This is a genomic window from Amycolatopsis sp. 505, from assembly GCF_031625235.1.
In the GTDB taxonomy this organism is placed as follows: Bacteria; Actinomycetota; Actinomycetes; order Mycobacteriales; family Pseudonocardiaceae; genus Amycolatopsis.
Map to the genome: position 1 here is coordinate 259,789 of NZ_JACKQP010000010.1, position 26,219 is coordinate 286,007.

Below are 26,219 nucleotides of genomic sequence, written 5' to 3' on the forward strand. Positions count from 1 at the left end.
GGTGTGGCCTCACGAATCAGCCGGAGGCCCTGGTGGGATCGTGTGCGTAGATCCCGTTTCGGAAGCCCGAGACGAGCTCCTCGAGCGTCGAACTCAGTTCCGCCGCCACCTCCGCGACCGCCGCGGGATCGGGTTCCCCGGGCGGTTCGAACGCGGTGCGGATCAGGTGCGCGAGGACGTCCGCCTTCTCTTCGACGGGGATGCCCTCGAACTCGTCCGAGAGCGTGTCGCCGACGTAGAAGCCGAGCGTCGCCGCGTGCAGCGCGTAGCTCATGTGCGGGACGTCCGCGCGGATCAGGCCGTGCCGCAGCATCGTGGTCTCGAAGTGCACGCTCACCTCGTCCTGCTGCTTCTTCAGGGCGAGGTCGCCGAGCGAGCCGAACATCTCCGCGTTGCCGCGCAGCATCGCCATCACCAGCGGGCGGCGGTGGGTGATCAGGAACGACGCCGGGATCATCCGGTGGGGCAGGATCATCGCCGGGTCGGCCTTGATCATGGCCAGCAGCTCGTCGGTCAGGTCGGCCGACTCCCGCATCATCAGCGCCTGGAACAGCAGCTCCTTGCTCCGCCAGTGCAGGTAGACGGTGCCCTTGCCGATGCCGACCGCGCGCGCGACGTCGTCGATCGCCACCTTGCGGTAGCCCATGCGCAGCAGCAGCTCGCCCGCCGCGTCCAGGATCCGGTCGGCACGCTCGCGGTTGGGATGGCTCATGCGTCTCCACCTGTGGTTTCGTTGAGCATTTGACTTGTTGACCGGAATCGCACTTTCGGTCAACCAGTCATCACGACGGTAGCGCTCCGGTGGACGCCGGGGCAAGCGGTTCTGTCGGTGGGGTCGGTTAACGTCATCGGTGTGGCACAGGACGAGCTTTTTACGGTGAACGCCGACATTGCGCCTCCGCCGGAGCGCACGGGGTCGAACGCGGGCGCCGAACCGCAGGCGGACCCGGCCAGCTCGCCGCTGGCCGTGCGGATGCGGCCGCGCTCGCTCGACGAGGTCGTCGGCCAGCAGCACCTGCTGCGCGAAGGCGCCCCGCTGCGGCGGCTGGTGGAGGGCGCCGCGCCGGCGTCGGTGCTGCTCTACGGCCCGCCGGGCACGGGCAAGACGACGCTGGCCAACCTCGTCTCGATCGCGACCGGCCGCCGGTTCGTCGCGATGTCCGCGCTTTCGGCGGGCGTGAAGGAGGTGCGCGGCGTCATCGAGGAGGCGCGGCGGCGCCGGCAGTACAACGCCGAGAACACGGTGCTGTTCATCGACGAGGTGCACCGGTTCTCCAAGACCCAGCAGGACGCACTGCTCGGCGCGGTCGAGGATCGCACGGTCCTGCTGGTCGCGGCGACCACCGAGAACCCGTCGTTCTCGGTGGTGTCGCCGCTGCTGTCGCGGTCGCTGGTGCTGCAGCTGCGCCCGCTGACCGACGCGGACATCGCCTCGCTGATCGAGCGGGCGTTGTCCGACGAGCGCGGCCTCGGTGGCGAGCTGACGCTGACCGAAGACGCGCGAGCGCACCTGGTCCGGCTCGCGGGCGGGGACGCCCGCCGCGCGCTCACGGCCCTGGAGGCGGCGGCGGACGCGGCGTCGGCCACCGAGGCGAAGACGATCGACCTGGCCATCGTCGAGTCCACAGTGGACAAAGCGGCGGTCCGCTACGACCGCGACGGCGACCAGCACTACGACGTGATCAGCGCGTTCATCAAGTCGATCCGCGGGTCCGATGTGGACGCCGCGCTGCACTACCTGGCCCGGATGATCGAGGCGGGGGAGGACCCGAGGTTCTTGGCCCGCCGGCTGGTGGTGCACGCGAGCGAAGACATCGGCATGGCGGACCCGACGGCGTTGCAGTCGGCGGTGGCGGCGGCGCACGCGGTGCAGTTCATCGGCATGCCGGAGGGCAGGCTGGCCCTCGCCCAGGCGACGGTCCACCTGGCGACGGCCCCGAAGTCCAACGCGGTGATCAAGGGCATCGACGCGGCGTTGGCGGACGTCCGCGGCGGCTTGGCGGGCACGGTGCCGCCGCATCTGCGGGACGGGCACTACGCGGGGGCGAAGAAGCTGGGGAACGCGCAGGGGTACCGGTACCCGCACAACGTGCCGGAGGGCGTGCTGGCGCAGCAGTATCCCCCGGACGAGCTGGTGGGGCGGGATTACTACGAGCCGACGCAGCGGGGAGCCGAGCGGACCCTGGCCGAGCGGGTGCCCAAGCTCCGGCGGACGATCCGCGGGGAGTGAGCGGCGGCGCCGGCCGCGCCTCGTCGGCGGCCGGGCGACGCCGCGGGCCGTGCTGGGTCGGCGCCCGGGCCGGGCGATTGCGAGCCGTGCGGGCAGTTCGCTGGCCGTGCGGGCGATTCGCGGGGAGTGGGGGGCGGTGCCCGGCCGGTCTCGGTTGGCGGTCGGGCAGTTTGCGGGCCGTGGGGGCGATTCGCGCGGAGGAGGGGCGGCGGCGGCCGGGGCGCCGTTGGGCGCGTTGCGGCGAAGGCACCTGGGCAGTGCCGTGGGGTGAGCAGGCTCCCCGGCGGTGCCGACCGGTCGCCGGCCGGGCGATCCGCGGGCCGTGCCGGGAAAGTCGATGCCGGCTCCGGCCGAGCCGCCGCCCGCCGCCTGCCCGCCATCGCTCCCGCTGCCGCAGTCCGGCCGCCGCCTGCCCGCTGCTTGGCCGGCCGCCGCCCGTCGCCCTGGCCGCTCACCGCCGCCGGCCGCCTCGCCTGCTCGCCGGCCGTCGCCCTCCGGTGCTGGTTGTCGTCTGGCCGCCGACCTCCCGTCTTGCCGGACGAACGAACCGGTCGTTCCCCCGATCGTGGGCCGCGGTGGGCAAGATCATCGGGGTTCGTAAACTCTTCCCCTCCGGGCGGCCCCGACCGGGGAGGGCCCCACGACGGCAGGAGGCGTGCCCGTGCCCGCGACGCTGCAGTGCATCGTCCTGGACTGTCCGGAGCCGCTGGTGCTCGCTCGCTTCTACCAGGCCCTGCTCGGTGGCGACGTGGACCTCCCCGACCCGCGGTGGCGCGTGGACGAGGACTGGTCGACCCTGCACGTGAACGGGATGGTCCTCGGCTTCCAGCGCGCGCCGGACCACCGGCCGCCGAGCTGGCCCGATCCCTCCTTCCCGCAGCAGTTCCACCTCGACTTCGAGGTCGACGACTTCCGCGAGTCGCACCACGTCGTCCTCGCGCACGGCGGCCGGCTGCTCGACCCCGATCTCGGCGGCCGGGGCTGGCGCGTCTACGCCGACCCGGCGGGCCACCCCTTCTGCCTGCTCGGCGACTACTGAGCGCGCGGCCGCGTCCCGGCTCCGGGACGATGGCGGCATGACAATCGCGTTTCTCGGAACCGGGATCATGGGCGCCCCGATGGCGGCCAACATCGCCAAGGCGGGCCTCGACGTCCGCGTCTGGAACCGGACCCGGGAGAAGGCCGAACCCCTGTCCGACGTCGCCACGGTGGCCGAGTCGGCCTCCGCCGCGGCCGACGGCGCGGACATCCTCGTCACGATGCTCGCCGACGGCCCTGCCGTGGCCGAAGCGTTCGAAGCCGCGTCACCCGCTTCGGGGACGTTGTGGCTGCAGATGAGCACCGTCGGCCTCGACTGGACCGACCGGCTCGCCGCGATGGCGGAGAAGGCGGGCGTCGTGTTCGTCGACGCGCCGGTGCTCGGCACCCGGCAGCCGGCGGAGCAGGCCCAGCTGCAGGTACTGGCGTCCGGGCCGGAGGAGGCCCGGCCCAAGGCGACGCCGGTGTTCGACGCGGTCGCCATCAAGACGCAGTGGCTGGGCCCCGCCGGCCGCGGCAGCCGGCTGAAGCTGGTGGTGAACGCGTGGGTGCTCGCGCTGACCAACGCGACGGCGGAGAGCCTCGGCCTGGCCGGCGCGCTGGGCCTGGACCCGCAGCTGTTCCTGGAGACCATCAAGGGCGGCGGCCTCGACGTCGGCTACGCGCACGTGAAGGGCGGCGCGATGCTGGCGGGCGAGTACCCGGCGTCGTTCCCGGCGGGCCTGGCGGCGAAGGACGCCCGCCTGGTCGTGGAAGCCGCCGGGGACGAGGTAGACCTGGCGGGAGCGAAGGCGGTCCTGGCCCACCTGGAGGCGGCGGTCGAGGCCGGCCACGGCGACGACGACATGGCGGCGCTGTACCGCGCGGTGGTGAAGGAGCGTTAGAGGAGCGTTGCCAGCCGATCCACGCCCAGGGCGCTGGTCAGGAGGCGTTCCTTCGCGTTGCCCAGCAGCTTCTGCGTCCACGGCGTGAAGCCGCCGTCACCCACTTCGGCGAGCTCGCCGCCGAAGGACGCGTACACCTTGAAGCAGAGGCCTTCGTAGTAGCCGCCTCGGCCGCCTTCGCGCTCCGGGAACGGCCGGACCGGCACGTCCGGTACCGCGCCGAGCAACCCCTCAAACCGGGGGTCGAGCACGGTCACGCCCAGCTCGACGGCGGACGCGCCCAGCGCCCGGCAGGCCCCGGCCAGCAGCCGGGCGTGCTCGGCCAGGTGTTGCCGCTCGAAGGCCAGGTCGCCGGTGTCCCGGCCGGCCGTCACGGCGCCGAACAGCGAGAAGTGGGCGAACAGCCCGGCCGGGACCTGCTGGGCTCGCACCACGCGCTGCACCGTGGCCAGGCGGACGATGTCTTCCGACGAGCGCCGGACCGCCGCCTCCAGGGCCAGGCCGGTGGTGGGGTCGGCGGCGACCTCGGTGCCGCGGCCGGTCGGCACCACCCGGTGCTGGGCCACCCCGGCCACCGCCGAGTGGGTGCCGAGCGGGACGAGCGGCGAGAGGGTCACCAGGTCGAAGCCCGTAGCGGCGCCGAGCACGACGTCTTCGACCCGGCGCAGCCGGCCGAACGGCAGCGGGCTCGGCCCCGTGAACCGGTCGGTCCGGTGCCGGCGCAGCACGTCGGGCCCGGCCAGCCGGGCCGCACGCCGGCGCGCGATCTCCAGCTGCACCGTGGTCAGGTCGGCGCCGGGCAGCCCGGCCAGCAGGTCGGCCGCGGTTCCGCCCGGCCCGGCGAGGACCCGCCGGCCGGGTCCGCTGTCGTGGTCCACCGCCCAGGTGTACCGCGCGGCCGCGGCCGGTGGCGAGGCGTTTTCCGGGCCCGGCGGGGTGACACGGTCGGGGACCCGGCCAGGCGGTAACCTCAGTCGGCATCCCGACCCCTGAACCGAGGAGGGCCCGTGTCGGCAGGGCAGATCGCCGCGTTGATCGCCGCAGGAGCATTCGTGGTGCTGGTCGTCCTGCTGGCGATCCCGCTGATCAAGCTCGGCAAGACGCTGGACGCGGCCACCGAGGCGATCGAGCGCACCAACAGCAACACCGATCCGCTGCTGATCGGCGCGAACGAGACGATCACGCACGTCAACACCCAGCTCGAGCGGGTCGACGGGATCACCGCGAACGCGCAGGCGGTCACCGGCAACGTCTCCGCTCTCACCTCCGTCTTCACCGCGACCCTCGGCGGCCCGCTGGTCAAGACCGCGGCGCTGTCCTACGGCCTGTCCAAGGCGATCAGGGCGCGCAAGAAGAAGAGCGCCCTGAAGGCCGCCAGGAAGGCCGGGAAATGAAGCGGCTGTTCTGGCTCGGCGTCGGCGTGGTCGCCGGCGTCGCGCTGTCCCGCAAGGCCGCCGAAACCGCTCGTCAGGCCACTCCGGCCGGGTTAGCATCGAACCTGGGGGACGCCGTGCGCGAGCTGGCCGGCGCCGTGGGTTCGTTCGGCGCCGAGGTGCGTGCGGGCATGAACGAGCGGGAACAGGAGCTGCACGACATGGTCGAGGAACGGACGGGCGTGTCAGCGCCCCGCGCCGAGGGACGGCACGCCGCCGCCCGGCGCCCGGTCCGGCGAGCTCGCCGGGCGGAGGGCTGATCCGGGCCTGCCCGGAACCCCTTCGCCGCAGCCACGCCGCCCACCCCGTTCCGAACCACAGCCACAAGGACTGACCCGTGGACACACACGAAATCACCGACCGTTTCCTGCGCCATTTCGAAGGCCGCGGCCACACGCGCGTGCCCAGCGCGCCGCTGATCCTCGACGACCCGAACCTGCTGTTCGTCAACGCCGGCATGGTGCAGTTCAAGCCGTACTTCCTCGGTGAGGCGCCGCCGCCGTACCCGCGCGCGACCTCCGTGCAGAAGTGCGTGCGCACGCCGGACATCGACGAGGTCGGCAAGACCACCCGGCACAACACCTTCTTCCAGATGGCCGGCAACTTCTCCTTCGGCGACTACTTCAAGGAAGGCGCCATCGAGGCGGCCTGGGAGCTGATCACCAAGCCCCAGAGCGAAGGCGGCTTCGGCCTCGACCCCGACCGCATCTGGGCGACCGTTTACAACGACGACTCCGAAGCGGCCGGCCTGTGGCGCAAGCTCACCGGCCTGCCCGGCGAGCGCATCCAGGCCCGCGACGGCAAGGACAACTACTGGGACATGGGCGTGCCCGGTCCCGGTGGCCCGTGCTCGGAGATCTACTACGACCGCGGCCCGGCGTACGGCCGCGAGGGCGGCCCGGTCGCCGACGAGGATCGCTACATCGAGATCTGGAACCTCGTCTTCATGCAGGACGTCCGCGGCGACCTGAGCCCCAAGCTCGGCCACCCGCCGATCGGCGAGCTGCCGAAGAAGAACATCGACACCGGCATGGGCGTCGAGCGCGTCGCGACGATCCTGCAGGGCGTCGAGAACGTCTACGAGACCGACCTCGTGCGCCCGGTCATCGGCCGCGCGGAGGAGTTCTCGGGCCGCCGCTACGGCAGCAACCACGCCGACGACGTCCGCTTCCGCGTCATCGCCGACCACGCCCGCACCGGCGTCATGCTGATCGGCGACGGCGTCACCCCGGGCAACGACGGCCGCGGCTACGTGCTGCGCCGCCTGCTGCGCCGGATCATCCGCTCCTCGCGCCTGCTCGGCGTGCACGAGCCGGTGCTGCAGGCGTTCGCGGCGGTCGTCCGCGACACCATGGGCCCGACCTACCCCGAGCTCGTCAGCGGCTTCGACCGGATCAACGAGGTCGTCCGGATCGAGGAGGAGGCGTTCCTCTCGACCCTGACCAGCGGTTCGCGCATCTTCGACCTCGCGGCCGAGGAGACCAAGCGCGGCGGCGGCGACGTGCTCGCCGGCGACAAGGCGTTCCAGCTGCACGACACCTACGGCTTCCCGATCGACCTCACCCTCGAAATGGCGGCCGAGCAGGGCCTGACCGTCGACGAAGAGGGCTTCCGCACGCTCATGGACGAGCAGCGCAAGCGCGCGAAGGCGGACGCGGCGGCCCGCAAGACCGGCCACGGCGACCTCTCCGAGTACCGGAAGGTCCTGGAGCAGCACGGCGAGACCGAGTTCCTCGGCTACACCGACCTGCAGGCCGAGGCCAAGGTCGTCGCGCTGCTCGAAGACGGGCAGCCGGTGCGCAGCGTCTCGGCGGGCAAGAAGGCGGAGCTGGTCCTCGACCGGACGCCGTTCTACGCCGAAAGCGGTGGCCAGGTCGCCGACACCGGCGTGCTGCTGGGCGACGGCGTCGAATTGAAGGTCCTGGACGTCCAGAAGATCGTGCCCGGCCTGTACGTGCACCGCGTCGAGGTCGTCGACGGCGAGGTCGGGCTGGACACCAAGCTCACCGGCTCGGTCGACGCGCACCGCCGGCTCTCCATCGAGCGTTCGCACTCGGCGACGCACCTGGTGCACGCGGCCGTCCGCGGCGCGTACGGCAAGCGCGCGGCGCAGGCGGGCTCGCTGAACTCGCCGGGCCGCATGCGGTTCGACTTCACCACGCCGGGTTCGGTGTCGTCGGACGTGCTGACCGAGGTCGAGGAGGAGGTCAACGACTACCTCCAGACCAACGTCGAGGTGCAGAGCTACACCACGACCAAGGACAAGGCCCTCGAGCTGGGCGCGGTCGCGCTGTTCGGCGAGAAGTACGGCAACGACGTCCGCGTGGTCGACATGGGCGACTACTCCCGCGAGCTCTGCGGTGGCACGCACGTCGAGCGGATCGGCCAGCTCGGCCTGGTCAAGCTGGTCTCCGACGCCTCCATCGGCTCGGGCGTGCACCGCGTCGAGGCGCTCGTCGGCACGGACGCGCTCAGGTACGTCCGCAAGGAGCAGCTGCTGGTCTCGCAGCTGGCGAACACCTTCAAGGTGCCCTCGGACCAGCTGCCGGGCCGCATCGACGACGTCCTGACCCGGCTGAAGAACGCCGAGAAGGAGATCGCGCAGCTCAAGACCCAGCAGGTGCTGGGTTCGGCGGGGGCGCTGGTCGACAAGGCCCAGGAGATCGGCGGCGTGACCGTCGTGGCCGAGGTCGTTCCGGACGTCGACGGCAACGGCCTGCGCGCGCTGGCCTCGGACATCCGCGGCCGGCTCGGCACGCGGCCCGGCGTGGTGGCGCTGTTCTCGCCGGCCGGGGAGAAGCTGAGCTTCGTCGTCGCGACGACCAAGGCGGCCCAGGACAAGGGCATCGCCGCGGGCAAGCTGGTGCCGTCGTTCGCCGAGAAGATCGGCGGCCGGGGCGGCGGCAAGCCCGACATGGCCCAGGGCGGTGGCACGAACCCGGCCGGCGCGGAAGAGGCGGTCACGGCCCTGCGCGCGGCGATTGCCGGCATTGGTTAACCGCGGAAACCGCGGCCCGGACCGTCCCGGCGTGGGCGATCCGGGCCGGGGCCGCCGGCTCGGCGTGGATGTCGGATCCGTCCGGGTCGGGGTCGCGCTGAGCGATCCGGCCCCGATGCTGGCGTCGCCATTGGTTACCCTCTCCCGCGATGCGACCGACGACCGTGATCTGGACCAGCTCGCCGCCCTCGTCACCGAGCACGAGGTGGTCGAGGTGATCGTGGGCCTGCCGAGAACGCTCGCCAACCGCCAGGGCCCGGCGGCCGAGCTGGCCATCGCGTATTCTGAACGCCTGGCCGGGCGGATAGCGCCCGTGCCGGTCCGGCTGGGCGACGAGCGGCTGACCACGGTCACCGCATCCCGCATCCTCTCCCAGCGCGGGGTCAAAGGCCGCAAGCAGCGCGCGGTGGTCGACCAGGCCGCCGCCGTCGAGATCCTGCAGGCCTGGATCGACGCCGCCGCTGCGCACCGCGCCCGGGAGGGAGACCGATGAACGAGCAGCCACCTGAGCCCCCACGCGGGCGCCGGCGACTGCGCGAGCCGGACGCGGCCACCCCGCCGCCGTCCCGGCCCGCACCGCGCCGCACCCCCAGCGGCCAGCACGAGCTGCCGCCGCGCCGCAGCGGCGAGTACGACCTGCCACAGCCTTCCCGCCGGGCCCGCCGGGAAGAGCCGCCGGGCTACGACCCGCGCCGCGGCGCGCCGCAACCCGGCCGCCGCCTGGAACCGCCGGGCACGCTGCCGTCGGCCGACGCGGAGTTCGACCCGCAGGAGCGCCGCGCGGCCCCGGCCCGGGCCGCGCGCGCCCGCCACGGCCTCGACTCGGGCTCCGAGATCGACCAGCCGGCCCCGCGCCGCCGTCGCGTGGCCCCGGACGACGCCGAGGGCAGGCCGCCCCGGCGCCGCGCCGCGCCGGAGCCGGACGACCTCGACGGCAGGCCGGCTCCGCGGCGGATCGCGCCGGACCCCGACGAGAGCGCCGGCCGGTCCTCCCGCCGGCGACGCGGAGCCCCGGAAGACGCCGAGGGCAGGGCGCCCCGGCGGCGTGGCGCGCCGGACCCCGACGACTTCGAGAGCCGGCCGCCCCAGCGACGCGGGGCTCCGGCTCCGGACGAGGCCGGGGTGCCCCGGCGGCGCGGAACTCCGGATTTCGACGACGCCGAGAGCAGCGCGCCTCAGTGGCGTGGCGCTCCGGACGAGACCGGGGTGTCCCGGCGGCGTGGCGCTCCGGATTTCGAGGACGTCGAGAGCAGCGCGCCTCAGTGGCGCGGCGCTCCGGACGAGGCCGGAGCGTCGCGGCGACGCGGGGCCCCCGACCCGGACGACGCCGAGGCCAGAGCCTCCCGGCGGCGTGGCGCGCCGGACCCCGACGAGGCCGAAGGCCGGCGGCGTGCCGTGCCCGAGCGCATCGAACCGGCACCCTCGCGCCGCCGCCGCACCGATCCCGATGCGGCCGAGCGCTCCCCGGGCCGTCGCGGCCCGGCCGCCGAGCCGATGGAAGCGCCGCCCGGCCGGCGTGGGCCCGAGGCCGCCGACTCCCGGCGGCGCCGTGCGGCGCTCGACCCCGATGCCGAACCGCCGGTCCGGCGGCCCGTCCAGCCGGGTGACCGCTCCGCAGGCATGCCCGAGCCCGGCGCCGAGCCGCGCCGCCGTCCGCCGGTCCCGCCCGGGCGCGATGAGCCGGTCACCGAGGTGATCCCGGCGCAGGCCCCGGCCGAACCGCCGCAGGAAGAACTCGCCGAAGACGGCTACGACGACTACGAGGACTACGAAGAGTACGACGACGATTACGACGACTACGACGAAGAGCCGGAGAAGCCGCGCAAGAAGAAGGGCAAACGCGCCCTCGGGTGGGTCGCCGCGATCGCGGTGATCGCCCTGCTCGCGGGCGGCGCCTGGTACGGCTTCAACCGGTTCTTCGGCTACGACGACTTCGACGGCGCGGGCACCGACGACGTGGTGTTCCAGGTCGACGACGGCGACACGACGTCGGCGATCGGCGCGAAGCTCACCACGGCGGGGATCGTCGCCAGCACCAAGGCGTTCGTCAAGGCGGGCGAGGGCAACCCGAAGCTCGCCCGGCTCCAGCACGGCTTCTACGTGATGAAGTCGCACATGTCCGGGGCCAGCGCGGTCGACCGGATCACCGACGCGGCCTCCCGCGTCGGCCAGCTGGAAATCCGGCCGTACACGCAGTTCGACGACATCACCCAGCCCGACGGCAAGGTCACGCCCGGCGTGTACAGCCTGATGGCGAAGGCGTCCTGCGCGCAGCTCAACGGCAAGAGCACCTGCGTCTCGGCGGACGACCTGCGCAAGGCCGTCGACGCCGCGGACCTCAAGCAGCTCGGCGTGCCGGACTGGGCGATCGAGCCGGCGAACAAGGCCGACCGCAAGGACCGCCGGCTGGAGGGCCTGATCGCGCCCGGCGTCTACGACGTCAAGCCCGGGTCCAGCGCGCAGGAGATCCTCACGCAGCTGGTGCACAGCTCGGCCGAGGCGATCCAGAACGCCCAGCTGAGCCCGCAGTCGACCGGCCCGGGCATGACGCCGTACCAGACGCTGATCATCGCCTCGATCATCGAACGCGAGGCCGTGAAGGCCGACTTCGGCAAGCTGTCGCGGGTCATCTACAACCGGCTGAAGATCCCCATGCGGCTGCAGATGGACTCCACGGTCAACTACGTGCTCGACCGGCCGACGCTGCTGACCAACGAAGGCGACCGCGTCAAGGCCGGTGCGTACAACACGTACAAGAACCTCGGGCTGCCGCCGACGCCGATTTCGGTGCCCAGCGCGGACGCCATCAAGGCCGCGGTGAAGCCGCCGGAGGGGGAGTGGGTGTACTTCGTGAAGTGCGAGAAGAACGGCCTCTCGTGCTTCGGTGTCACCAACGACGACCAGAACCGCAACCGTGAGCTGGCCAGGCAACGCGGTGTCATCTGAGCCCCGCAAGGCCGCCGTGCTCGGGAAGCCGGTGGCGCACTCGTTGTCCCCGGTGCTGCACGGCGCCGCGTTCGCCGCGCTCGGCCTGACCGGCTGGACCTACGAGCGCATCGAGACCAGCGCCGAGGAACTCCCGGGCCTGGTCGAGCGCCTCGGCCCGGAGTGGGCCGGGTTCTCGGTCACCATGCCGGGCAAGCGCACGGCGCTGGATCACGCGGACGAGGTGACGCCGCGCGCGGCCGCCGTCGGCGCGGCCAACACGCTGGTCCGCACCGCGACGGGCTGGCTCGCGGACTGCACCGACGTCGAGGGCGTCACCGGCGCCCTGCGCGCGGCCGGCGGCTACCGGCCGTCGCCCGCGGACACCGCGGTCGTGCTCGGCGCGGGCGGGACGGCGGCGGCGGCCGTCGTCGGGCTCGCCGCCCTCGGCGTCCGGCAGGTGCGGCTGGTCGTGCGCGAACCGGCGCGGGCCGGCGAAACCCTCGACGCGGCGAAGCGGGCCGCGCTCGACGTCGACGTCCTGCGCTGGGCCGACACGGACTTCGCGGCACTCGGGTCCGCGGCGGTGCTGGTGAACACCGTCCCGCCGGACGCGGTCGCCGCGCACGTCGCCGACCTCGCCGCGGTCGAGCACGTCCTCGACGTCATCTACCACCCGTGGCCGACACCGCTCGCCGAAGCCGTCGCGGCGCGCGGGGGACGGCTCGCGACCGGGTTGGACATGCTGCTGCACCAGGCGTTCGGCCAGGCCGAGCACTTCACCGGCCGCCCGGCCCCGCGGGCGGCGATGCGGGACGCGCTGCGCGAAGCGACCGGGAACCTGCTGCCGCTGCCGATCGACTGAGAAAACCGGTTGCGCACGCCGATAATCTGGCGGACTGCCTTGTCGAAGGGGGTCAACCGGAATGACCGGCCAAGAAGCATTGAGCGACGAAGAGGTCCAGAGCGCGTGGGTCGGCGAAGCGCCGAAGCTGAACTCGACCGTCACCCTCGCCGACTACGACCCGGAATGGCCACGGCTGTTCGAGCGTGAAGCCGAGCGGATCCGGGGCGTGCTGGGGGAGCGGGTGCTGGTGCTGGAGCACGTCGGCTCGACGTCGGTGCCCGGCCTGTGCGCCAAACCGATCGTCGACATCCTCCTGGAGGTGCCGGACTCCGACGACGAAGACACCTACGTCCCGGACCTGGAGGCGGCTGGGTACCGGCTGACGATCCGGGAGCCCGACTGGGAGAAGCACCGGATGTTCAAGGGTCCGGACACGAACATCAACCTGCACGTCTACTCGCCGGGCAACGGCCAGACGCCGCGCTACCGCCTCTTCCGCGACCGCCTGCGCGCGCACCCGGAGGAGCTGGAACTGTACGCGGCGAAGAAGCGCGAACTCGCGGCGAAGACGTGGAAGTACATCCAGAACTACGCCGACGCCAAGACGGAGGTGGTCGAGGAAATCCTCGGCCGCGCGCGGGCCGCGCAGTACGACGGCCACAGCGAGGCCTACGCCGAGCACGCGGAGAAGTCCGTCACCAACGCCTTCTACGACCGGCCGGCGATCCTCGACCTCGCCGGGGACGTCGCCGGGCGGCGCGTGCTGGACGTCGGCTGCGCGGCCGGGCACCTCAGCGCGCTCCTGGCCGAGCGCGGCGCCGACGTCCTCGGCATCGACGCCAGCGCGGGCATGATCGCCGTCGCGCGCCGGAAGTTCGGCGGCACCGCCCGGTTCGAGGTCGCGGACATCACCCGGCCCCTGGACCTGCCGGACGCCTCGATCGACGTCATCACCGCATCGCTCGTGCTGCACTACCTGGCGGATTGGGGGCCGGCGCTGGCCGAGTTCCGCCGGGTGCTCTCGCCCGGGGGTGTGCTGGTGTTCTCGGTGCACCACCCGGGCGAGGACTGGCGGTGGTTCGGCAAGGAGAACTACTTCGAGCTGGAGCTGCTGGAGGACGAGTTCCCGCCCGGCAACGTCGTGCGCTTCCACCGGCGCCCGCTGAGCTGGACGTTCCAGGCGGTCCGCGACGCGGGCTTCGCGGTGGACCGCCTGGTGGAGCCGATGCCGGTCCCGGAGGCCGAGGCCGCCGATCCGCGGTGGGCGGCAAACCTGCGGACCACGCCGCGGTTCCTGTACTTCCGGGCGGTCAGTCCCTCTTAGCGAGGTCGTGAATCAGCTTTACTCGATGATTTGCGTTTCGCCGTCGGGCAGCTCGATTGTATCGGCGTCAATCTCGCGTCGTGCCAGTGTGGAAAGGAGGATGTCGGCAATAAAAAATCGACTGCTCGGGCTCAGGGTCAGGAGTGCTGGGTTCGTGAGATGATGCAATAAATTGACCCGAGAACCGTGGATCATTTCCGCTGGCGGTGGATTGATTAGACTGTACGTGCTCGAATGTGGATGTCGATAAATCAACTCGATCGTCGAAAAAAAGGAGAGACGAGGTGTACTGAGGTGGCTCTTTCCGGAGAGGTGTCCGAATTGTCGTACTTTGAAGACCAAGAACCGGCGCCAAAAGAGATTGAAAATACTGGCAAAGCTGACTGTGGTTGCAAGGAGGATGGACAACGAAATAGTTAGCCCGTATGAGGGGTAAACAGTTTTTATTGCGAAGTAATCAGCGATGGATATTGTCATCAGTGCGACAAGCGTGGTCAGTGACGTTGCCTTTTTTGCAAAATCTATCGCGCGATTCCGGCGAGGACGGACGGACTGAAGAAATTTCAAGGTGGCTGACGTTCCTGGCCATCTGCAGCCGGCCTCCAGAACGACCCCGAGGATGGAGTCTTCGAGTCCGAAGTCCTGGTACCAGCAGGTCCTCCGGCCCCTGTCGGGCGGAATCCAGTCGTGCGCTGATGCGAGGTTGGGGCTGATCGACTGCAGCCGCGTGCGCACGCTCGGGTGATAGCAGGCGCCGATCGCCAGGATGGGTGCCCACCTCCGCATGTCCTCCTTGGTCTCCTGGAACCTGGCGATCGCGTGGGCGAGCACGGCGGGCTCGTCGAGCACCTTGACCAGGAGATCCGGTCGGTCTGCGGCCATCTCGATGCCGATGGATCGGGCCAGTTCCACGGCCGCTCCCGGGTCGAGCCGCATGTAGGACAGGAAGAGCGGATCGAATCCGACCTTCGCGTCGGCGGTTGCCTTCACGAAGAAAGGCTTGAGATAGCTGGGGCGGTGCCCGGTTATCGAACTCTCGGCCAGTTCGCGATCCCGGAGGGCGATGGCGACCAGGCGGAAGAGGTGGAACCAATTGTCATCCCGATTCTCCTGGGCGCTGACAAGGTCCGCGATGCGGTCGAGTTCCGACATCACGGTTTCGTCGTCGTAGGGCTGGCTGTCGATCACGGCTCGCAGGCCCAGTTCGATCGAACCGGAGCGGCTCGCCCACAGCAGCCGCTCCTGCCGGACTCGGTCGTTCTTCTGGAGAGCGAGTGAAAAGACGATCACCTCTGCGAGCCGTTCGCCGAACCGGTGGCCGCGTTCTTCGTCGCCGGTCTGCTCGATCGCCCGGGTGATGCGCCGCCAGGTCCGGCCGTCTCCGCGATCGACCGCGTCCGCGGCCAGGAACTCGCAGAAGGTCAGGTGCCCGAACCGGAGGGTCTCCTCGGGTCTCTCTTCGGTGAACAAGCCTGTGTCGCGGGAAAGTTCGCGGATGCGTTCTCCGGCCTCCAGCTCCGAGAGGCCCTCTTCCTCCTGGAATATCGAGATGGCCTTGCCCCAGTCGAGTGCGTTCCGGGACTGGTTCCCGTCCAGCAGGTGCTCGAGTGCGACCTTGCCCAGCAGGTGCTGGCGAGTCCGGCGCAGGACGTTGAGGCCGGTGGTCAGGCCGAGCTGCCGGCTTCGTCGTCGCACGAGGAGTTCGTCGACCACCGCTCGGTAGAAGTCCGGCCGCGTTTCGGGCAGGCTGTCGCCGCCGCCGGTGACCTGGTCCGTGGCAACGTACATGGCGAGGATCAAGGGTGTCTCGCACATGCTGCGGATGTTCGGTTGGGCCGACAGGTTGCCGAAGATCCGGGCGAGGTTCTGATCCGGCTCGCTGCGGTAGGGCCACTTGCGCAGGAACTCGTACATGTCGTCGGCGGTGAAGGGTTCCAAGGTCAAGTGTGCATCGAAGGCTTCGGTGAAGTCGGCGGGAAGATTCACGTAAAGCTGACGCCGGGTGGTCACGATCACGCGGTTGGCGAGATGTTTCTTGGCGAGGTGATCGCAGAGGTTCGTGATTTCGGCGGATAGGGAGGCGAATTCGCTCGTGTTGATCTCATCCAAGCCGTCGAGGAGGACCGTGATCCGGCCCGCGTCCACGAACGAGTCGAACAGGTCCTTGCTCGCGTAGGTGTTGACCGAGGTGACCTCCGTTTCGACCAGGGTGATCAGACTGCCCGTCGAGGCGGTTTTGCCAGTCGAACCGAGGCTCTTCAGCTCGATGAAAACGGGGATGTGCGAAGTCCTGACATCGCCGACCGTGATGGCCCGTCGGCAGATGTCACGGTAGATCCTCTTCACGAGCGTCGATTTCCCCGAACCTGGGTCTCCCACGAGCAGGATCCGGCGGTATTCGCCCTGCACGATCTTCGTCGCCGACATCCTGCTTCGATCGGACGCGGTGGCGGTCAGCGGAACGAACATGTCGTCCAGGACGAGTTCGACAGGTATCGCGGCGGGTACGGGCAGGCGGTTCTGGCTCGCGGCAAGCCGGTTCAGGGCGAAGTCGCGCAGGCTGAGCCGTGCGGCGATCCGTGGGCGCAGGTGCCGGGTGATCCGTGAGCCGACTCCCCGGAGAACATACTGCGGGAAGGTTTCGAGACCGAGATCGCGGGTGAGGGACTTCAAGTATTTGCGTCGTTGGTAGACGAGGCCGGCCACTGTGACGATCAGTCCCGACGCGTAGGGGATCACCTGCGCAAGACTCGGCGGCACCTCGGTCTCCGTCTCTGAGTGAGAGCTGTCCCGCAGTGCTGGGACGGATCACGTGGAGGTCGCTGTCGGCCCTCGAAGTGTTACGCGCAGTCAGTCCCGCTTAGCGAGGTCGTGGATCAGGTCGACGATCTCCCGGCTGACCGGGCGGAACACCCGCAGCCGGGAGAGCGCGGCCAGCCGGGCCAGCAGCGGGACGCTGCGCTCGACCAGCAGCCGGCTGCGTTTCGTGCCGGCCGAGCGGTCGTGGACCCAGAACAGCACCACGCCCATCTGGAACAGCCAGAGCAGCTCCGGCAGCTGGTCCCGCAGCTCCGGGTCGAGCTTGACGTCGGAGCCGTCGACGACCTCGCGCATCAGGCCGATCGACGCTTCCCGGGCGGCCGAGGAGTCGTCGCTGAACGGGCTCAGCGGCGACTCCGGGTCGGCCGCGTTGACGAAGAACTGCGTGCCGAAGCGGTGGTAGGGCTCGGCGATGTCGAGCCAGCACAACAGCACGGCCTTGAGCCGGTCGGCGAAGCCGGGGCGGCCGGTCAGCAGCGCCCTGGCCGCCGTCAGGTGCTGCGTGGCCATCTCGTCGTAGAAGCCCTGGATCAGCTGTTCCTTGGACGAGAAGTAGTAGTAGGCGTTCCCGACGGAAACCCCCGCCTCGGCGGCGATCGCGCGCATCGTCGTGCGGTCGTAGCCGTTCTCGGTGAACAGCCGCATCGCGGTCGTGACGATCAGGGACCGCGTTTCCTCGCTCTTGGCCACGCGCTGCACGTTAGCGCCGCCGCCGTCAGGGAGCCGGGAAGGGCGGGACCTGCGGCACGCCGGGGTAGGGGAGCGGTACCGGCGCGGGCTTCGGGGCCAGGTGGCGGCGCCGGATGCCGTTGAACACCAGGACGTTGAACAGGTGCATGACGCCGAGGACGAGCGCGACGGTGCCGATCTTGACCGACAGCATCTCGAACACGTCGCGGGCGCTGACCACGAAGCTGTTGCTGGTCAGGAAGAGCGTCACGAAGCCGAGGCTGATCAGGTAGAAGCCGACGACCAGCAGCTGGTTGACGGCATGGGCCAGGCCGGGGCTGTCGGCGAAGACCTCGGTGAGGAAGGTGCGGCCGTGCTTGCTCAGCGTCCGGGCGACGAGCACCGTCAGCGGGATGCTGATCAGCAGGTAGAGCGCGTAGGCGAGGACTATCGGGTCCATGGTTTCCCTCCATTTTTGAACGTGTTCAAGGGAGACGGTAGCGCTGCTTTTGAACGTGTTCAAGAGGGCTGAGTCACGTCGCCCGTTCACCTGCTGCTCACCCGGACGGCTGATTTCCGGCACCGCTTCCGCGAGCTTCGGGGCCGACGTCCGCTTCGCCACCTTCAACGCTTCGCTGAACCGCGCGGCCGCCGGGCAGCTCGTCGCCGACCTCTCGACGCCGGGCAACGCCCAGGCGCAGGAAGTCGCCGAGGTGATCCAGCGCAACCGTGCGGACGTCCAGCTGATCAACGAGTTCGACTACGTCCCCGGCAACGCGGCCGACCTCTTCCGGAAGAACTACCTGGCGATCGGCCAGCACGGGCGTGCCCACCGGCTTCGACCTCGACCGCAGCGGCACGGTCGGCGGCGGCAACGACGCCCAGGGCTCCGGCACCTTCGAGGGCCAGTATGGGCTGCACGCGCGGCGCGTCATCGAGACCCACCCGGGCAGCCGGGGCGCGGTGCTCGCGGCGCAGGCCCAGGGCGGCGCGAACACCGGCCAGAAGAGCGACCCGTTCTTCGACACCGGCGACTTCAACGACGTCGCGCCGGGCAACCTGCGGACCGACTACGTGCTGCCGTCGAAGGGGCTGGTGCCCGGGTGCGCCGAGGTGTTCTGGCCGGTCCCGTCCGACCCGCTGTCGCGGCTGACCGACGCCTCCGACCACCACCTGGTCCGGGTGGACGTGGTCGTTCGCTAGCGCGCCGAAATCCAGGCCGCGATGTCGGTGACCACGGCCGGGTCGACGTGCTGCGGTGCCTCGTAACCGGCCGGTGTGGAGGGTCCCTCGCCGCGGAAGAACAGGTGGTCGGCGGCCTCGTGGACGCGGATCGTGACGTCCGGCCGGTCGGCCAGGCCCTCCTGCCAGCGCACGAGGTCGCCGGCCGCGGTCACCTGGTAGTCGCGGCCGCCCTGCAGGATGAGCACCGGCCTGTCCAGGGCGGCGGCGGTCGCCACCGGGTCGTAGCCGCGCAGGTCCAGCCAGTACGAGGCCGGCCAGCCGAACAGCAGGTCCGCGGCCGGCGTCGAGGGTGACAGCTCGGGGCTTTCGACGAGCGCCGCCTGCCGCGCGACCGACTCGGCCGCCGCCGAGGTGGCCGGGCCCGGGGCCACTTCGGCCAGGTAGCGGGCGACCCGGACGGCCGCCCGGGGCAGCGGCAGCGTGTCGCCGGCCAGGCTGATCAGGCCGGCGATCGACGGCTCGGCGGCCGCGACCCGGGGCACCGCCTTGCCCCCGCCGCTGAGTCCCAGGACGAACACCCGCGCCGGGGCCACTGCCTCCTGCTCCTGCAGCAGGCGGACGGCGGCGAGCGCGTGGGGCACGTACTCGTCGGCCATCGTGAAGCCGGGTGCGGAACCGGTCTCCGGGTGGACGTGGGTCACCTTGTCGAACCGGGCCACCGCGACGCCGCGGGAGGCCAGCCCCCACGCCAGGTCCTTGAACGGCTTGTTGGGTCCGGTCGTCAGGTCGCGGTCGGCAGGTCCCGAGGCGAGCAGCACCACCGCCGGCCACGGGCCACGTCCCCGGGGAACAGTGAGCGTGCCCGGCACCGCGAGCGGGCCGGTGCCGACGGTGACCTCGTGCTCGGTGAACCGGTCCGCCTCGGCGTAGGCCGGAGGCACCCAGGACGGGCCGGTCGGCGGCGCGAGCCGCAGGCCGTGCAGCAGGCCGGCGTCGTCGACCGACATCACCACCGTGAGGCCCCCGCGCTCGCAGGTCACCGGGACGCTCACCCGGACCAGCCCCGCCGCGGGCGGCTCGCTCAGCGGGGTGCCGATCGCCCGGACCGGCCCGGTCTTGGCGAGCTCGGTTTCCCAGCCGACCCGGAGCGTCCCGGCCGACGCCGCCGCCCGCAGCCGCGGCGCGAACCGCTGCTCGACCTCCGCAAATCGTCCCGCCGCCGTCAGGTCGACGACCGTCCGGGCGACCACCGCCGGATCCGTGCTCATCATCCGCCCCCATCGTTCTCGTGTTTTGCGAACGGTATCACGTCATGAGAACATTGGGGGGTGGACACCTTGGAACTCCTGGGGCACCCGGTGCGGCTGCGGATCGTGCACGCGCTGCGTGGCGAGCGGACGCTCACCACCGCCCAGCTCGGCGCCCTCCTGCCGGACGTCTCGAAAGCCATGCTCTACCGGCACGTCGACCAGCTCGCCGCCGGCGGCGTCCTGGAGGTGGCCGGCGAACGCCGGGTCCGCGGCGCGGTCGAGCGGCACTACCGGCTGCGCCGGGACCGGGCGTCGATCGACCGTGGCACGGCCGCGTCGATGACAGCCGAGGACCACCGGCGCGGGTTCGCGGTAGCGGTCGCGACCTTGGTCGCCGAGTTCAACGCCTACCTCGACCGCGACGGCACCGACCCGTCCGCCGACCCCGTCGGCTACCAGCAGCACGCGATCTGGCTGAGCGAGGACGAGCTCATCGCCATGGTCGCCGAACTGCGGGCCGCGATCCTCCCGCGGCTGGCCAACCCGGCCACCCCCGACCGCACGCGGTACCTGCTCAGCCCGATCCTCTTCCCCGGCGAGCCGCCCGCCACCGGCTGACGCGCCCACCTACTACGGTGAGGTCATGCGGATCGCGATTCTCGACGACTACCAGAACGTCGCCCTCACCTTCGGCGACTGGGACTCGCTCAAGGCCGACATCACGGTCTTCACCGAACCCCTGACCGACGTCGTCAAGCAGCTGCAGGGCTTCGAAGCGGTGGTCGCGATGCGCGAACGCACCCGGTTCCCGGCCGAGGTGCTCGACGCGCTGCCCGACCTGAAGCTGCTGGTCAGCACGGGCAAGCGGAACGCGGCCATCGACGTGGCCGCCGCGCGCCGAAACGGTGTCGTCGTGTCCGCCACCGGCTACATCGGGGAGCCGACCGCCGAGCACACCTGGGCGCTGATCCTGGCCGCGTCGCGGAACCTGCCGCAGGAGTTCCGCTCGATGCGCGAGGGCGGCTGGCAGACGTCCGTCGGCACCATGCTGCACGGCAAGACGCTCGGCCTGCTCGGCCTGGGCAGGCTGGGCGCGGGCGCGGCGAAGATCGGGCAGGTCTTCGGGATGGAGACCATCGCCTGGAGCCAGAACCTGACCCAGGAGAAGGCGGACCCGCACGGCGTCACCGCGGTGACCAAGGACGAGCTGTTCGCGCGGTCGGACGTGCTGTCCATCCACCTGGTGCTCGGCGAGCGCACCCGCGGCCTGGTCGGGGCGGCCGAATTCGCCGCGATGAAGCCGACGGCGCTGCTGGTGAACACCTCGCGCGGCCCGATCGTCGACGAGGCGGCGCTGGTGGACGCGTTGCGCCGCAAGGAGATCCGCGCGGCCGCGCTGGACGTCTACGACACCGAGCCGTTCCCCGCCGACCATCCACTGAGGACACTCGACAACGCGGTCCTGACCCCGCACATCGGCTTCGTCACCCGGGAGGTCTACGAGATCTTCTACGGCGACGCGGTCGAGGACATCGCGGCCTACCAAGCGGGTGCGCCGATCCGCGTCATGGAGTGAAGAAGGTGTGCGGCCCGCCGGGGCCCGAGGTCCCCGCACCGGCCCTGCGGCGGGCCTGCACCCTTCGATGACACCACCCGCGCCCGGTCCGCGGCAGGGTCTTTGGACCCTGTCCCGGCCGGGCCGTTGGGCATCACGTCCGGTCGGCGAATTTCCCTCAGGGAAAGGGAACCGCGTCCGGTGCGCAGGTCGTCCCCGGCGCCGGGGCGGCCAGCTCCGTCAGGTAGCGCACGACGGCCGCCGAGGCGCACGTGCTCGGGGCGTCCAGGGACGTGTGGCCGTAGCCGTCGACGACGAGCACGCGGCCGTCGCCCAGTTCCGCCGCCGTCGCCTCCGCGTTGTGCAGCGGGGTCGCCGGGTCGAACCGGTTGTTCAGCACCAGGATCGGGTTCTTCCGCGGCCGGTTCCACGGTCCGGTGTACCGGTCTTCGTCGTGGGCCGGCCAGCCGACGCACTGGGCCATCGAATACACCGCGCTCAGCCCGAAGTACGGCTGCCGCGCGCTTTCCGTCGTGGCCAGCGCGGCGTAGTCCGCGGGCGACTGCGGGTTGTCGCTGTCGACGCACTGGACGGCCAGGAAGCCGGGGGAGTGCGTCGGCACGTACGGGTCGAGCACCGGCGCCGCGGGACCCGGATCCGCCGGCATCGCGGCCAGGGTCTGGGCGAGCCGCTTCCACCGGCCGGACTGGTAGAGCGCGCTGGTGACGGTCTTCATCAGGGAGCCGACGCCCGGGCCGCGGGAGGCGTGGGCGAAGATCCCGGCGAACTTCCGCTTCGGATCGCCCGCGGAGAAGGCGCACTTCGGCCCGGCCGCCGCGCACGCCGCGAAGAACCGGTCCAGTTCCTGCTGCTGCGCGCCGGCGACGTCGGCCCGCACGTCCACCGGCTGCTTCGCCTGGCCCGGCCGGCCGGTGGCGTTCGCGACGAGGTCGAGCGTGCCGTCGAGGGTCATCGCGCGGACCTTGTCCCCGAACAGGTTCGCGTACGTGCCGCCCAGGTAGGTGCCGTAGGAGTACCCGTAGAAGTTCAGCGAGGCGTCCCCGATGGCCTGGCGCAGCAGCTCCATGTCCCGCGCGACGTTCGCCGTGGAGAGGTGGCTCAGCAGGTCGCCCGAGGCCGCGCAGGCCTTGCCGGTGGCCGCGCTCGCGGCGAAGAACGCGTCCGGCTGCCTGATCGGGGACCCGGCCGGCTGGTCCGGACTCGCACAGCCGATCGGCGCCGACCCGCCGATCCCGCGCGGGTCGAAGCTCACCAGGTCGAACCGGGCCCGCAGCTCCGGCGGGTAGCGGGCGGCGAACCGGGTCAGCTCGCCGACGCCGTCCGTGCCCGGGCCGCCGAAGTTGAAGAACAGCGAGCCGAGCCGCCGTCCCGGGTCGCCCGCCGGCAGCCGGACCACCGACAGCGAGATCGTGGCGCCACGGGGCTCGCGGTAGCTCAGCGGCACGGCCGCGGCCGCGCACTGGAACGGCCCGTGGCAGGACGTCCAGTGCAGCGCCGGGACCGCGGCGCCGTTCGTGCCGAGCACCGGGGGAGGCTCGGGTGCTTCCGCGGAGGGGGCGGGTGCGGGCGCGGCCTGGGGCGCGCTGCAGGCGGCGAGCAGCAGAAGGACCGCGAGGAAGACCCGCTTCACGCGCCCAGTTCCGCCAGCACGGCGTCGGTGTAGCGCGGCCAGGCTTCGGCGGCCCAGGGGCCGAACGCGCGGTCGGTGAGGGCGACGCAGGCCGCGCCCGCGTCCGGGTCGACCCAGAGGAACGTGCCCGACTGGCCGAAGTGCCCGAACGTCCGCGGCGAGCTGTTCGCCCCGGTCCAGTGCGGGCTCTTGTGGTCGCGGATTTCGAAGCCGAGGCCCCAGTCGTTGGGCTTCTGGTGCCCGAAACCGGGCAACACGCCGGAAAGTCCGGGGAACACGACGTCCGTCGCCTCGGCGACGGTGGCCGGGTCCAGCAGCTTCGGGGCCTGCAGCTCGGCGGCGAACGCGGCCAGGTCGTCCACAGTGGACACGACGTCGGCGGCGGGCGAGCCTTCGAGTGCCGTCGAGGTCATGCCGAGCGGGGTGAACAGCGCTTCGGCTTGGTACTGCGCGAAGGGGATGCCGGAGTGCTCGGCCAGCGCGTCGGCGAGCTGCTCGAACCCGGCGTTGGAGTAGAGCCGCCGCGTGCCCGGGGCGGCCATCGCCTTGTGCGCGTCGAAGGCGAGCCCGGAGGTGTGGGCCAGCAGGTGCCGCACGGTCGAGCCCTCGGGCCCGGCCGGCGTGCCGAGCTCGACGACGCCTTCCTCGACCGCGATCAGCGCGGTATAGGCGGTCAGCGGCTTGGAAACCGAGGCGAGCCGGAACTTGCGCGCGGTGTCACCGTGGCGGCCGGCGACGCTCCCGTCCGCCGTCACCACGGCCGTCGCGGCGTTGTCCACCGGCCACTCGTCGATCAGGCGCACGCTCTCCATGCGCCCACCCTACGAAACGAAGGCCCCCGCACCGGTGTCGGGGACCGGTGCGGGGGCCTTCGCGGGTGTTCGTCAGGCGTCGAGATCGGTGGCGACGAGCTGGGCGACCGCTTCCACGGCCTCCTCGGCGCCCTCGCCCTCGGCGCTGATGACGACCTCGTCGCCGTACCCGGCGGCCAGCGTCATCAGGTTGAGCACGCTGCCGGCGGCCACCGGGTCTCCGCCGGCCTTGGCGATCTGCACCGCGACGGGCTGCGCCGCGGCCGCCTTCGCCACCAGCGCGGCCGGCCGGGCGTGCAGGCCCACCTTGCTGGCCACGGCGACGCGTTTCTCCGGCATGTTCGTCCTCGCTTTCGGTTACATCGGTGGTGATGTTACTTCGCGGCCGTCCGGTCGAGGTCCGCCTCGATCGAGTCGTCCTCGCGGCCCGGGGTGCGCAGGTTCCACTTCGTGATGACGATCCGGAACACGAAGTAGTAGATCACCCCGAAGACCAGCCCGATCGGGATGAGCAGCCACGCCTTGTGCGCGGTGTCCAGGCTTGAGTTGAGCAGGAAGTCGATCCCGCCCGCGGAGAAGGAGAAGCCGAGGTGGATGTCCAGGGCGTTCACCAGCGCCAGCGAAACGCCGGTCATGATCGCGTGGAAGATGTACAGCGGCCACGCCACGAACATGAACGAGAACTCGATCGGCTCGGTGACACCGGTGATGAACGAGGTCAGCGCGGCCGCGATCATCACACCGCCGACGATCTTCTTCTGCGCGGGGCGGGCGGTCTGCCAGATCGCGAGCGCCGCGGCCGGCAGGGCGAACATGAAGATCGGGAAGAACCCGGTCATGAAGATGCCCGAGCCCTGCACGTGGTTGAAGAAGTTGGTCAGGTCGCCACCGTTGAAGATGAACCACATCGGGACGTTCAGCAGCTGGTGCAGACCGACCGGGATGAGCAGGCGGTTGAAGAAGCCGTAGATGCCGCCACCGACGACCGGCTGGCCGACGATCGCCTCACCGAGGTTCTGGATGCCCGCGTCGACCCACTTGAAGACGATGCCGAAGATGACACCCAGGATGATCATGGTGAAGGCGGTGATGATCGGGACGAACCGCCGCCCACCGAAGAACGCCAGCCACGCGGGCAGCTTGATCCGGTGGTACCGCTGCCACAGCAGGGCCGCGACGATACCGGACACGATGCCGGTCAGGACGCTGTACGGCCAGTGCAGCGGCGAGCTGTCCCACGCGGGCTTGTAGCCCACCTGGCTGCTGACCGGCGCGATGGCCTGGATCACCCGGTTGAAGACGACCCAGCCGACCGCCGCCGCCACGGCCGTCGAACCGTCACCCTTGCGGGCGAAGCCGACCGCGATGCCGATCGCGAAGAGCAGGGGCAGGAAGTCGAAGAGCGCGTTGCCCGCCGAGCCGATGACGGCGGCTACCTTGTCCCAGCCGAGGCCGTCCTTGCCGAGCAGGTCGTCCTGACCGAACCGGAGCAGGATGCCCGCCGCAGGGAGCGTGGCGATGGGGAGCATGAGGCTGCGGCCGAAGCGCTGCAGGCCGGCGAGACCTCCGCCGCCCTTCTTCGCCCCCTCCGCGGTGGTGGTGCTCATCTGGATCCTCCATAGTGGGGTGGTTGACCGGGCTCCGGGGTGTTCCGGTCCAACTGCATGGTCACCTGGTAGTGATCTCCCCGGTACCAGGACGTGATGTCTTCGATCGGGTCGCCGCCTGCGCTGGAGACCCGCCGGAACACGAGCAGGGGGCTGCCGGCACGCATGCCGAGCAGCCGGGCCGTCTCGCGGTCCGCGCCTTCGGCCCAGACCGTCTGCCACGCCTGGTCGGGACGCACACCGTACGTCTCGGCCAGCTGCGCGTAAATGGACTGGGTCAGGTCGAGCCCGAGCAGGCCGGGAGCCCGGCCCGCGTGGTACCAGCCGCGCTCGACGGCCAGGGGCACGCCGTCGGCGTGGCGCAGGCGCACCAGGTGGTGCGCGGACGCGCCCTCGGCCAGGCCGAGGGCGTGCGCCGAGGCGGTGGGCGGCACCTCGGTGGCCGCGGAGACCACCTCGGTCGTCGGGGTCAGCCCCCGCCTCCGCATGTCGTCGGTGAACGACATCAGGTAGAGCTGCAGCTCCATCCGCCGGGCCGCGGTGAACGTGCCCTTGCCGCGGACCCGGGCGAGCAGGCCCTCCTCGACCAGCTTGCCGATCGCCGACCGGACCGTGAGCCGCGACACGCCGTAGCGCTGGGCCAGCTCGCGTTCCGACGGGATCGGCGCACCCGGCGGGAGCTCGCGCTCCACCGTGCGGCGGAGGATTTCCCGCAGCTGGGCGTGCTTGGGCGTGGGCCCGTTGACAACCTTGTCGGGCGGCGGGACGTGCGCGGCCGCGCTCATCGGCGTCACCCTCCTCGTTCTCGCGCCACCGGGGACCGGTGCTCGCGTCCGGCCCGGAACATTGGTACGTTCCGGTCTAGACCAATGATCTGATGGGGCAGGATGCTCCGCCGTGCGGACGGGTGTCAACCACCGTTATCCGTTCGTGGCCCGCGGCGGGGTGCATGCCGACGATCGGCGTAGTACAGGTGGACACGCGGTTCGCG

The 26,219-nt window shown here is 71.3% G+C and carries 23 protein-coding genes and 1 pseudogene; 13 read left to right on the top strand and 11 right to left on the bottom strand.

Annotation, left to right across the window (positions count from 1 at the left end):
• Positions 1 to 16: 16 nt before the first annotated feature.
• Complete coding sequence (locus H5965_RS34585) at positions 17 to 712, bottom strand: TetR/AcrR family transcriptional regulator (protein ID WP_310974979.1); 696 nt, start codon at positions 710 to 712, stop codon at positions 17 to 19.
• Between the two features lie 141 nt (positions 713 to 853).
• Between H5965_RS34585 and H5965_RS34590 the strand changes: the two genes are divergently transcribed.
• From H5965_RS34590 to H5965_RS34600, 3 genes are all read left to right on the top strand, one after another.
• Positions 854 to 2,230, top strand: coding sequence for a replication-associated recombination protein A (locus tag H5965_RS34590; RefSeq protein WP_310974980.1), 1,377 nt, complete (start codon positions 854 to 856; stop codon positions 2,228 to 2,230).
• Positions 2,231 to 2,891: 661 nt separating this feature from the next.
• Positions 2,892 to 3,269, top strand: coding sequence for a VOC family protein (locus H5965_RS34595; protein WP_310974981.1), 378 nt, complete (start codon positions 2,892 to 2,894; stop codon positions 3,267 to 3,269).
• 37 nt (positions 3,270 to 3,306) lie between these two features.
• Positions 3,307 to 4,152 carry an NAD(P)-dependent oxidoreductase gene (locus H5965_RS34600; protein WP_310974982.1) on the top strand — a complete coding sequence of 282 codons (846 nt, stop codon included), beginning with the start codon at positions 3,307 to 3,309 and terminating at the stop codon, positions 4,150 to 4,152.
• Here the strand turns inward: H5965_RS34600 and H5965_RS34605 are convergent.
• Positions 4,149 to 5,030: a hypothetical protein gene (locus H5965_RS34605; RefSeq protein ID WP_310974983.1), complete on the bottom strand. Its 882-nt coding sequence runs from the start codon at positions 5,028 to 5,030 to the stop codon at positions 4,149 to 4,151. The two genes, H5965_RS34600 and H5965_RS34605, sit on opposite strands and share 4 nt — an antisense overlap.
• A gap of 129 nt (positions 5,031 to 5,159) precedes the next feature.
• Here H5965_RS34605 and H5965_RS34610 point away from each other — a divergent pair, with 129 nt between their 5' ends.
• The 7 genes from H5965_RS34610 to H5965_RS34640 all read left to right on the top strand — a co-directional run bounded on the left by H5965_RS34610 (position 5,160) and on the right by H5965_RS34640 (position 13,679).
• Entirely contained in the window at positions 5,160 to 5,546 is a 387-nt protein-coding gene (locus H5965_RS34610; RefSeq protein ID WP_093951788.1) for a DUF948 domain-containing protein, read from the top strand.
• Positions 5,543 to 5,845, top strand: a complete 303-nt coding sequence (locus H5965_RS34615) for a hypothetical protein (RefSeq protein ID WP_310974984.1) — start codon at positions 5,543 to 5,545, stop codon at positions 5,843 to 5,845. The genes H5965_RS34610 and H5965_RS34615 overlap by 4 nt, the downstream gene beginning before the upstream one ends.
• 77 nt (positions 5,846 to 5,922) lie before the next feature.
• Positions 5,923 to 8,583, top strand: a complete 2,661-nt coding sequence (alaS, locus tag H5965_RS34620) for an alanine--tRNA ligase (RefSeq protein ID WP_310974985.1) — start codon at positions 5,923 to 5,925, stop codon at positions 8,581 to 8,583.
• A gap of 31 nt (positions 8,584 to 8,614) precedes the next feature.
• Complete coding sequence (gene ruvX, locus H5965_RS34625; protein ID WP_310974986.1) at positions 8,615 to 9,076, top strand: Holliday junction resolvase RuvX; 462 nt, start codon at positions 8,615 to 8,617, stop codon at positions 9,074 to 9,076.
• Positions 9,073 to 11,529, top strand: a complete 2,457-nt coding sequence (gene mltG, locus H5965_RS34630) for an endolytic transglycosylase MltG (RefSeq protein WP_310974987.1) — start codon at positions 9,073 to 9,075, stop codon at positions 11,527 to 11,529. Before ruvX ends, mltG begins: the two co-directional genes overlap by 4 nt.
• A 16-nt stretch (positions 11,530 to 11,545) precedes the next feature.
• Entirely contained in the window at positions 11,546 to 12,373 is an 828-nt protein-coding gene (locus H5965_RS34635) for a shikimate dehydrogenase (protein WP_310975233.1), read from the top strand.
• 61 nt (positions 12,374 to 12,434) lie between these two features.
• Positions 12,435 to 13,679 carry a GrpB family protein gene (locus tag H5965_RS34640; protein WP_310974988.1) on the top strand — a complete coding sequence of 415 codons (1,245 nt, stop codon included), beginning with the start codon at positions 12,435 to 12,437 and terminating at the stop codon, positions 13,677 to 13,679.
• 18 nt (positions 13,680 to 13,697) lie between these two features.
• Here the strand turns inward: H5965_RS34640 and H5965_RS34645 are convergent, their stop codons facing one another.
• The 3 genes from H5965_RS34645 to H5965_RS34655 all read right to left on the bottom strand — a co-directional run bounded on the left by H5965_RS34645 (position 13,698) and on the right by H5965_RS34655 (position 17,628).
• Entirely contained in the window at positions 13,698 to 16,418 is a 2,721-nt protein-coding gene (locus H5965_RS34645) for an NACHT domain-containing protein (protein WP_310974989.1), read from the bottom strand.
• Between the two features lie 111 nt (positions 16,419 to 16,529).
• Positions 16,530 to 17,189: a TetR family transcriptional regulator gene (locus H5965_RS34650; RefSeq protein ID WP_310974990.1), complete on the bottom strand. Its 660-nt coding sequence runs from the start codon at positions 17,187 to 17,189 to the stop codon at positions 16,530 to 16,532.
• A 25-nt stretch (positions 17,190 to 17,214) separates the two neighbouring features.
• Entirely contained in the window at positions 17,215 to 17,628 is a 414-nt protein-coding gene (locus H5965_RS34655; RefSeq protein ID WP_310974991.1) for a hypothetical protein, read from the bottom strand.
• A 109-nt stretch (positions 17,629 to 17,737) separates the two neighbouring features.
• Here H5965_RS34655 and H5965_RS34660 point away from each other — a divergent pair.
• Positions 17,738 to 18,371 (top strand): annotated as a pseudogene (locus H5965_RS34660) (endonuclease/exonuclease/phosphatase family protein).
• Here H5965_RS34660 and H5965_RS34665 read toward each other — a convergent pair.
• Entirely contained in the window at positions 18,368 to 19,621 is a 1,254-nt protein-coding gene (locus tag H5965_RS34665) for a serine aminopeptidase domain-containing protein (RefSeq protein ID WP_310974992.1), read from the bottom strand. The pseudogene H5965_RS34660 and the gene H5965_RS34665 overlap by 4 nt on opposite strands.
• Positions 19,622 to 19,681: 60 nt before the next feature.
• On the opposite strand from H5965_RS34665, the gene H5965_RS34670 reads away from it, so the two are divergent.
• Together H5965_RS34670 and H5965_RS34675 are read left to right on the top strand one after the other, a co-directional pair.
• A complete protein-coding gene (locus H5965_RS34670; RefSeq protein WP_310974993.1) occupies positions 19,682 to 20,221 on the top strand; it encodes a helix-turn-helix domain-containing protein in 540 nt (179 codons plus the stop codon).
• Between the two features lie 25 nt (positions 20,222 to 20,246).
• A complete protein-coding gene (locus tag H5965_RS34675) occupies positions 20,247 to 21,179 on the top strand; it encodes a D-2-hydroxyacid dehydrogenase family protein (protein WP_310974994.1) in 933 nt (310 codons plus the stop codon).
• A gap of 157 nt (positions 21,180 to 21,336) precedes the next feature.
• Here H5965_RS34675 and H5965_RS34680 read toward each other — a convergent pair whose 3' ends face one another.
• The 5 genes from H5965_RS34680 to H5965_RS34700 all read right to left on the bottom strand — a co-directional run bounded on the left by H5965_RS34680 (position 21,337) and on the right by H5965_RS34700 (position 26,013).
• Positions 21,337 to 22,809, bottom strand: a complete 1,473-nt coding sequence (locus H5965_RS34680) for an alpha/beta hydrolase (protein WP_310974995.1) — start codon at positions 22,807 to 22,809, stop codon at positions 21,337 to 21,339.
• Positions 22,806 to 23,621 carry a serine hydrolase domain-containing protein gene (locus H5965_RS34685; protein WP_310974996.1) on the bottom strand — a complete coding sequence of 272 codons (816 nt, stop codon included), beginning with the start codon at positions 23,619 to 23,621 and terminating at the stop codon, positions 22,806 to 22,808. The genes H5965_RS34680 and H5965_RS34685 overlap by 4 nt, the downstream gene beginning before the upstream one ends.
• Positions 23,622 to 23,693: 72 nt before the next feature.
• Positions 23,694 to 23,960 carry an HPr family phosphocarrier protein gene (locus H5965_RS34690; protein ID WP_285994310.1) on the bottom strand — a complete coding sequence of 89 codons (267 nt, stop codon included), beginning with the start codon at positions 23,958 to 23,960 and terminating at the stop codon, positions 23,694 to 23,696.
• 35 nt (positions 23,961 to 23,995) lie between these two features.
• A complete protein-coding gene (locus H5965_RS34695) occupies positions 23,996 to 25,228 on the bottom strand; it encodes a PTS transporter subunit EIIC (protein WP_310974997.1) in 1,233 nt (410 codons plus the stop codon).
• Positions 25,225 to 26,013, bottom strand: a complete 789-nt coding sequence (locus H5965_RS34700; protein ID WP_310974998.1) for a GntR family transcriptional regulator — start codon at positions 26,011 to 26,013, stop codon at positions 25,225 to 25,227. The genes H5965_RS34695 and H5965_RS34700 overlap by 4 nt, the downstream gene beginning before the upstream one ends.
• Positions 26,014 to 26,219: the final 206 nt, after the last annotated feature.

What these genes read in the sequence shown, in the direction of transcription:
- H5965_RS34615 (WP_310974984.1), top strand. Translation starts at nt 5,543, where the DNA reads ATGAAGCGGCTGTTCTGGCTCGGCGTCGGCGTGGTCGCCGGCGTCGCG.
- H5965_RS34675 (WP_310974994.1), top strand. Translation starts at nt 20,247, where the DNA reads ATGCGGATCGCGATTCTCGACGACTACCAGAACGTCGCCCTCACCTTC.
- H5965_RS34700 (WP_310974998.1), bottom strand. Translation starts at nt 26,013, where the DNA reads ATGAGCGCGGCCGCGCACGTCCCGCCGCCCGACAAGGTTGTCAACGGG.
- H5965_RS34665 (WP_310974992.1), bottom strand. Translation starts at nt 19,621, where the DNA reads ATGAGCACGGATCCGGCGGTGGTCGCCCGGACGGTCGTCGACCTGACG.
- H5965_RS34690 (WP_285994310.1), bottom strand. Translation starts at nt 23,960, where the DNA reads ATGCCGGAGAAACGCGTCGCCGTGGCCAGCAAGGTGGGCCTGCACGCC.
- H5965_RS34655 (WP_310974991.1), bottom strand. Translation starts at nt 17,628, where the DNA reads ATGGACCCGATAGTCCTCGCCTACGCGCTCTACCTGCTGATCAGCATC.
- mltG (WP_310974987.1), top strand. Translation starts at nt 9,073, where the DNA reads ATGAACGAGCAGCCACCTGAGCCCCCACGCGGGCGCCGGCGACTGCGC.
- H5965_RS34600 (WP_310974982.1), top strand. Translation starts at nt 3,307, where the DNA reads ATGACAATCGCGTTTCTCGGAACCGGGATCATGGGCGCCCCGATGGCG.
- H5965_RS34640 (WP_310974988.1), top strand. Translation starts at nt 12,435, where the DNA reads ATGACCGGCCAAGAAGCATTGAGCGACGAAGAGGTCCAGAGCGCGTGG.
- H5965_RS34585 (WP_310974979.1), bottom strand. Translation starts at nt 712, where the DNA reads ATGAGCCATCCCAACCGCGAGCGTGCCGACCGGATCCTGGACGCGGCG.
- H5965_RS34685 (WP_310974996.1), bottom strand. Translation starts at nt 23,621, where the DNA reads ATGGAGAGCGTGCGCCTGATCGACGAGTGGCCGGTGGACAACGCCGCG.
- H5965_RS34695 (WP_310974997.1), bottom strand. Translation starts at nt 25,228, where the DNA reads ATGAGCACCACCACCGCGGAGGGGGCGAAGAAGGGCGGCGGAGGTCTC.